General features: G+C 61.9%; 6 protein-coding genes and 2 rRNA genes. 4 read left to right on the top strand and 4 right to left on the bottom strand.

Annotated elements, in window-relative coordinates; all coding sequences use genetic code 11:
• Both G453_RS0116685 and rrf read left to right on the top strand, forming a co-directional pair.
• Window positions 1–164: ribosomal RNA gene (locus G453_RS0116685) — 23S ribosomal RNA — on the top strand; the annotation flags it as partial.
• 55 nt (window positions 165–219) lie between these two features.
• Window positions 220–335 (top strand): 5S ribosomal RNA (gene rrf, locus G453_RS0116680).
• A 449-nt stretch (window positions 336–784) separates the two neighbouring features.
• On the opposite strand, the gene G453_RS0116675 is transcribed toward rrf, so the two are convergent.
• Window positions 785–1372 carry a DJ-1/PfpI family protein gene (locus G453_RS0116675; protein WP_027191963.1) on the bottom strand — a complete coding sequence of 196 codons (588 nt, stop codon included), beginning with the start codon at window positions 1370–1372 and terminating at the stop codon, window positions 785–787.
• Window positions 1373–1703: 331 nt separating this feature from the next.
• On the opposite strand from G453_RS0116675, the gene G453_RS0116670 reads away from it, so the two are divergent.
• Window positions 1704–2351 carry a response regulator gene (locus tag G453_RS0116670; protein ID WP_027191962.1) on the top strand — a complete coding sequence of 216 codons (648 nt, stop codon included), beginning with the start codon at window positions 1704–1706 and terminating at the stop codon, window positions 2349–2351.
• A 326-nt stretch (window positions 2352–2677) separates the two neighbouring features.
• Here G453_RS0116670 and G453_RS0116665 read toward each other — a convergent pair whose 3' ends face one another.
• The 3 genes from G453_RS0116665 to G453_RS0116655 are packed head-to-tail and all read right to left on the bottom strand — an operon-like array spanning window position 2678 to window position 5010.
• Entirely contained in the window at window positions 2678–3349 is a 672-nt protein-coding gene (locus tag G453_RS0116665) for an ABC transporter ATP-binding protein (protein ID WP_027191961.1), read from the bottom strand.
• A 9-nt stretch (window positions 3350–3358) separates the two neighbouring features.
• On the bottom strand, window positions 3359–4519 hold the full coding sequence (locus G453_RS0116660; protein WP_027191960.1) for an ABC transporter permease: 1161 nt from the start codon (window positions 4517–4519) through the stop codon (window positions 3359–3361).
• A gap of 8 nt (window positions 4520–4527) precedes the next feature.
• The gene (locus G453_RS0116655; protein ID WP_051272540.1) at window positions 4528–5010 is read right to left on the bottom strand and encodes a DUF2318 domain-containing protein; all 483 of its coding nucleotides are present in this window, start codon (window positions 5008–5010) and stop codon (window positions 4528–4530) included.
• A 289-nt stretch (window positions 5011–5299) separates the two neighbouring features.
• Here G453_RS0116655 and gltX point away from each other — a divergent pair, with 289 nt between their 5' ends.
• The gene (gene gltX / locus G453_RS0116650; protein WP_027191958.1) at window positions 5300–6676 is read left to right on the top strand and encodes a glutamate--tRNA ligase; all 1377 of its coding nucleotides are present in this window, start codon (window positions 5300–5302) and stop codon (window positions 6674–6676) included.
• Window positions 6677–6693 lie beyond the last annotated feature (17 nt).

The raw sequence follows: 6693 nt of genomic DNA, 5'->3' as shown, positions 1-6693 counted from the left end.
CACGTTCGGAAAAGATAACCGCTGAAGGCATCTAAGCGGGAAACTTGCCTCAAGACTAGGTCTCCCCGAAGGGCCCAGGTAGACTACCTGGTTGATAGGCCGCAAGTGCAAGTGTAGTGATACATTCAGCTAAGCGGTACTAATAGCCCGTTCGGCTTGACTCGCTTAACCAAACATAACGCGTTCCTCCCTTATTGACTTAAATATCATCAGGAATTTCCTGGTGGCCCCAGAGGAGGGGGTACACCCGATCCCATTCCGAACTCGGTAGTTAAGCCCTCCATCGCCGATGATACTGCCAGGACCGCTGGTGGGAAAGTAGGTCGCTGCCAGGATTACTTTCAAGAAAGGCCCGCATTAAAAATGCGGGCCTTTCGCTTTTTGGGCGGCTACTCCAGCTACGACCAATGCCGCCTCTTCAAACACCTCGGCGCACTGCGCACACTCCGAGCCATCCTCTCCTGCACCCAGGACACTGTTCCTTGCGAGGCGGACGCAAGGTGTGTGGCTTACCCCGCCGTATCGACGTTCGTCCTATTCCGCGCCTGTTTGATGATGCCGCTCCGAGACTCCCGAGCTCCGTTCTCGCTCAGTGGGTAGCTGGTCACGCCACGTACCCGCCGTCGATCTTCAGAGCCGTCCTCCGTGATGGTGGACGCGCCAGAACTGGCCACGAACCCGATCCCTATTGCGATGTCTGAGGGGCTCCGACACCCCATCGGCAGAAACGGCGCAGGCGGGCCGACCCCGCCTGCCTGATAAGCTCAAGATCAGCTGAGGTGACTTAAGGCTCGATCCTCGACCCCAGCAGGCTCAGGAACTTGCTCATCCATTCCGGATGCGCGGGCCAGGCCGGTGCGGTCACCAGGTTGCCGTCCACGTGGGCATTGGAGAACGTCTCGTTGATGTTGAGCCAGTTTCCACCGGCAAGTTCGATTTCGGGCCTGACTGCCGGGTAGGCGGTGCAGCCCTTGTCCTTGAGCACTCCGGCGGCAACCAGCAGCTGCGGACCATGGCAGACGGCGGCGATGGGTTTGCTCGCCTCGGCAAAGTGGCGCACGATGTCCAGAACCTTCGGGTTCAGCCTGAGGTACTCCGGGGCGCGCCCTCCGGGAATGACCAGGCCGTCGTACTTGCCGGGATCGACGCTCTCGAAGTCGTAGTTGATGAGGAAGTTGTGGCCTGGCTTCTCGGTGTAGGTCTGGTCGCCCTCGAAGTCGTGAATCGCCGTCTTCACGGTGTCACCGGCCTTCTTGCCCGGACACACGGCATGAACTTCGTGTCCGACCATCAGGAGCATCTGGAAGGGGACCATCACTTCGTAATCTTCGACGAAGTCTCCAACAAGCATCAGTACGCGTTTTACCGCCATGTTTTCCTCCATGTTGCTTGTCGTGATAGACAAACAGAGTTTGATGAGAAGATAGCCGAGTGCGTGGTCGATGCAAGCGACATTTTCCAATGCGTCACATTGCTCTGATCAGGATGATCCAGAGGGGAAGGGCGTCAAAGCCTGAGGGGCCGACGTCTGCAACGTTCGGGAGTGCATGTGCGGACAAATAGTTTCGCGACACGTATAAATTATTAGCTGCGTAATCCAAGTAACTGGAGTTTTGTTCTTTTTTTCTCTTGCCTCTTGACACAGCGTACGCCTTTGCTACCGTCATTGGTACGGAGAGTGCATTTATGGGGCGAGGCAAGTGATGAGGAAATGTCGGCTGGTTCTGGCCGAAGACATGGAGATAGTCAGGAAGGGGCTGAAGGCTCTGCTACTGGCAAATCCCGGCTACGAGGTCGTCGGCGAGGCTTCCGACGGACATATGGCCGTTAACCTGGCGGGCCGGATGGACCCGGACGTCGTCCTCATGGACCTCTCCCTGCCGCGCATGGACGGAGTCGAAGCCATCGCCGAGATCAAGCGCCGCCATCCCAAGATCCGCATTCTGGCCCTCACGGCACACGGCAAGGAAAACTACCTCACTTCGGCAGTTCAGGCAGGCGTTGACGGTTATCTGCTGAAGAACAGCCCCAGCGAGGAGCTGTTCACGGCCATCAACGCCGTGGCGGCAGGGCAGAGCTTCTTCTCCCGCGAGATTTCGGCCATGCTGGCCCAGGTCTGCCGCCAGGGCAACAAGGGCAGCGACCCCCTGGAGCGCCTCTCCAAGCGCGAACGCCAGGTGCTGAAGCTGGCAGCCAAGGGCAAGACCAACAAGGACGTGGCCGAGGCCATCTTCGTGAGCGTCAAGACCGTGGAAAAGCACAAGACCAATCTGAAGAAGAAACTCGGACTTCGCAGCTCCCTGGAACTGGCGGCCTTCTGCCTGGAGAACGGCCTGATCGACGAGGACTGAGGCTGGTTTCATTTGTCTTCTCGGGGACCGGCACGGCCTGGTCCCCACTGGTTCGCCCTCCCCTGTTAGCCTGCCCTCCACGACTCATCCGGCTCATCCGTGGCTCTTGATCTCTCTCGGCTTTGAAACGCGCTCCATCCAAGGCATATCCACCGACTGTCGTCTGCGTCACAGCCCTGATGCCACTTTGGGCATAGACAGCGTTGCGCAAAAGGTCCGTTCAAATTGGCGGGAACGAAAAAGCCCGGCGGTCAGGCCGGGCTGTTATCTCAAGGCGAATCCGGCCAGTCTCGCATAGCGCCGGATTCCCGTTCGTGAATGTCAGGTCAGCAGTTCACCGCACCGCCGTCCACGATGCTCCCGTCCTCCATCACCACGGTGCGCCCGGCCAGCCTGGCGTAGCCCATATCGTGGGTCACCATGACCAGGGTCACGCCTTCGCCGTTCAGGTCGCGCAGAAGCTCGATGATGCCGTCGCCGTTCTTCTTGTCCAGGCTGCCAGTGGGCTCGTCCGCGAACATGACGCCGGGGCTCTTCACCAGGGCGCGCGCGATGGCCACGCGCTGCTGTTCGCCGCCGGAGAGCTTGCCGGGCAGGCGGTCTTCCTTGCCGGTCAGGCCCACCCGGTCCAGGCACTTGCGGGCCTTGAGGCGGATTTCCTCGCTCACGGGCTTCAGGCTGTTCATGTAGGGCAGCATCACGTTTTCCAGCGCCGTGAGGTAGGGCAGCAGGTGGTGCAGCTGGAAGATGATGGAGAAGTCCTTGTGGCGAAGGCCGTTCACCTGGCTCTCGCTCATGGCGGAGACCACGTTGCCCTGGTAGACCACCTGGCCCTGGTCGGGTTTCAGCAGCGTGGACAGCACGTTCAGCAGGGTGGACTTGCCCGAACCCGAGCGTCCCACGATGCAGGCGAACTCGCCGTCGGCTATGTCCAGGGACACGCCGCGCAGGATGGGGGTGTCCCCGAAGGTCTTGGATACGTCTATTGCTTGCAGCATCGCGCGCTCCTACAGCATGACCAGCGCCTGGCTGGGGTCGGTATTGGCGGCCTTCCAGGCGGGAATCACCGAGGACAGGCAGGAAATTGCGGACACCCCGGCCAGGGTCAGTCCCAGATGCCAGACTTCCATGGTCAGCTCGGCTTCCTTGGCCATGCCCAGCATGTCCATGACCGAGAAGCTGACGCCGAACCCGGAGAAATAGCCGATCAGGCCAGCCACCATGCCGATGAACAACGCCTCCAGGCAGAAGATGGAGAACACAGCGCCGCGCGCGTAGCCAAGCGACCGCAGCACGCCGATCTCATGCTTACGCTCGTTCACCGAGGCCAGGAGCGACAGGGCGATCATGAAGCAGGCTGTGAGCAGCAGGATGACGCTCACGATCATGGCCAGCTGCTGCACGAAATGGATAGTATACATGCGGCTCTTGACCACCTTCTGCATGGCCACGATGTCCACGTCGGGGAGCACCTGCGTGATCTGTCCCACGATCTCGTCGATGGGGCATCCGGCGCACAGCGCGGCAACTTCTGCAAAGTGGACAACGCCCACCTGGCTCATGGCCAGTTGCAGGTCCATGATGCCCGCGAAGATCACGTTGTCGTCCTCGGAGCCGCTGGGCGTGAGTACCCCGGCCACGCTGAAGGTGCCAAGGCCAGCCTGGAAGGTGTCGCCGGGCTTGAGCCCCAGCGCTTCGGCGGCCTTGGAACCGACCAGCACTTCGCCGGGCGCTTCGGCGGGTCGTCCCACGAAGCCCCAGTAGTTCTTGATCAGGAGCTCTTCCGGCCAGTCGACGCCGATCAGGGCCACGGGCTGGTCCTTGACCTTGCCCTGGGCGATGAACTTGGGGGCCACGGCGGCGATGCGCTCCTTGAGCTCGATGTCTCGCACCTTGGCAACCTGGGCCATGGTGAGATGTTTCACGTCGAAGGAGACGTTGCCCAGGCTGAAGCCGCCGTAGCCCACGGCCAGGGTGTCCACCTTGGGCTGGAGCATGATGTTGGCCCCGAAGGCCGTCAGCTTCTTCTCCATGGAGTCGCCCACGGCCTTGGACACGTAGTTTAAGGCCACCACAGAGCAAATGCCCGCCGCGAACACCACCGTGAGCAGCAGCGTGCGCATGAACTTGCGCCGCAACGTGCGAATCGGAAGAGTGAGGAGGTTCATGCCGCGTCCTACTTGAAGTACTTGACGCCGGAAGCCAGCTCGGCCTTGGAGATCACCACGTTGTCGCCTTCAACCTTGCTGGCCACGGGGTGCGGGTTGCAGCCGCCCTTGACCATGGACACGCGCGACACGTGGAACTTCATCCCGCAGTTCTGGCAGATCATGAACTCACCGGCCTGCTTGTAGCCCTTCTTCTCGGGGTAGCAGGCGTCGCAGGCGTCCAGGGCGGCGCGAACGCTGCCGTCAGGGGCCTTGATGAGGAAATACTTCACGGTGACGCCGCCTTCGTCGAACTTATAGAACTTGGCGGTCTCGGACACGTCCTTCACCGGGATCTTCACCGCGTCCTCGGCGGCACGCACGGCAAGGGGCACAGCGATGATGAAGGCCAGCGCCAGCAGGGCGGCCAGGAAAAGCGCCTGGGGGGTGGGGCGGTTCATGGCCGAGGCCAGGACGTTGGGACGACGGGCGAGATACAGAGTGCGTTTCACGGAAGGAACCTCTCGGATATGTTTTGTCGATTCTGTTTTGTGCGGTCTGCGAATTCGCCGTTGGAAGCTTCCAGATAAGCATGCCGGGCGTTTCGTCAAAGCCGCGCCATAGAAGCAGAATTCATGCCGCTGGGTATGCTCCCAATATTCCATACCTTTTGGGTTTGATACGTTAAGTGCATGTGCAGTAATCTGCACATATATTCCGCATGTGCAAACCGGGGCCACGCGTTGACAGCCCCCCCTCCCGGCGAGTACCAGCGGGCCACCACGAAATTTCGGAGGCCTCATGAGCATCGTCACCCGTTTCGCCCCCAGCCCCACCGGACAGCTGCACATCGGCGGCGCGCGCACTGCCATCTTCAGCTGGCTGCTGGCCCGTCAGGCTGGCGGCAGGTTCCTCCTGCGCATCGAGGACACCGACACCGTCCGCTCCCAGGCCGCCTACACCGAGGGCATCCTGGCCTCCATGAAATGGCTCGGGCTGGACTGGGACGACGAGCCCATCTACCAGACCCAGCGCTTCGACATCTACAACCAGTACATCGACCGCATGGTCGAGGCCGGTTCGGCCTACTGGTGCTCCTGCACGCCCGAAGAGGTCGAAGCCATGCGCGAGACCGCCCGCGCCAACGGCACCAAGCCCAAGTACGACGGACGCTGCCGCGAGCGCGGCCTCGGCCCCGGCCCCGGACGCGTGGTGCGCTTGAAGGCCCCCCTGGGCGGATCCACCATCATGGACGACCTCGTCCACGGCCCCGTCTCCTTCGAGAACACCGAGCTGGACGACATGATCCTGCGCCGCTCCGACAACACGCCCACCTACAACCTCGCCGTCGTGGTGGACGACGCCACCATGGGCGTGACCCACGTCATCCGGGGCGACGACCACATCAACAACACGCCCAAGCAGATCCTCATCTACAACGCGCTGGGCTTCCCCCTGCCGGTGTTCGGCCACGTTCCCATGATCCTCGGGCCGGACAAGAAGAAGCTCTCCAAGCGCCACGGCGCGACCGCCGTCTACGAATACGAGGCCGAAGGCATCCTGCCCGAAGCCATGCTCAACTGCCTGGTGCGCCTGGGCTGGTCCTTCGGCGACCAGGAAGTCTTCACCCGCGAAGAACTCATTGAGCATTTCTCCATCAAGGCGCTGGGCAAGTCCGCCTCCGTGTTCGACCGCGAGAAGCTCCTGTGGCTGAACCAGCACTACATCAAAGAGTGCCCGCTGGACCGCCTCGCCCAACTCCTGGAGCCGCATCTGGCCACGCGCGGCTTCGCTGCCGTCGACCGCGAGTACCTGAAGGCCTTCCTGCCCCTCCTGCAGCCGCGCTCCCGCACGCTTCTTGAAATGGCCGATCAGTGCGCCATGTTCCTGGCCGACCAGCCCGAGATGGACGCCCAGGCCGCAGCCAAGTTCCTCACCGACGACGTGAAACCGCATCTGGCAGCGCTCGCCGCCATTTTCGCCGCCGCGCCGGACTTCGCCCAGGAGCCCCTGGAAGCCGCAGCCAAAGCCTATCTCGACGAGAAGGAACTGAAGTTCAAGACCGTGGCCCAGCCGCTGCGCGTGGCCCTCACCGGACGCACCGCCAGCCCAGGGTTGTTCGAGATGATGCAGGCCATGGGGCGCGAACGCGTGCTGGCGAGACTTTCGCGGGTATAGCAGGAGGAGCTGGGGCT

The organism is Fundidesulfovibrio putealis DSM 16056 (genome assembly GCF_000429325.1).
GTDB lineage: Bacteria > Desulfobacterota > Desulfovibrionia > Desulfovibrionales > Desulfovibrionaceae > Fundidesulfovibrio > Fundidesulfovibrio putealis.
The sequence above is the reverse complement of the archived record's forward strand: the minus strand, read 5'-3'. Positions and strand labels throughout refer to the sequence as shown.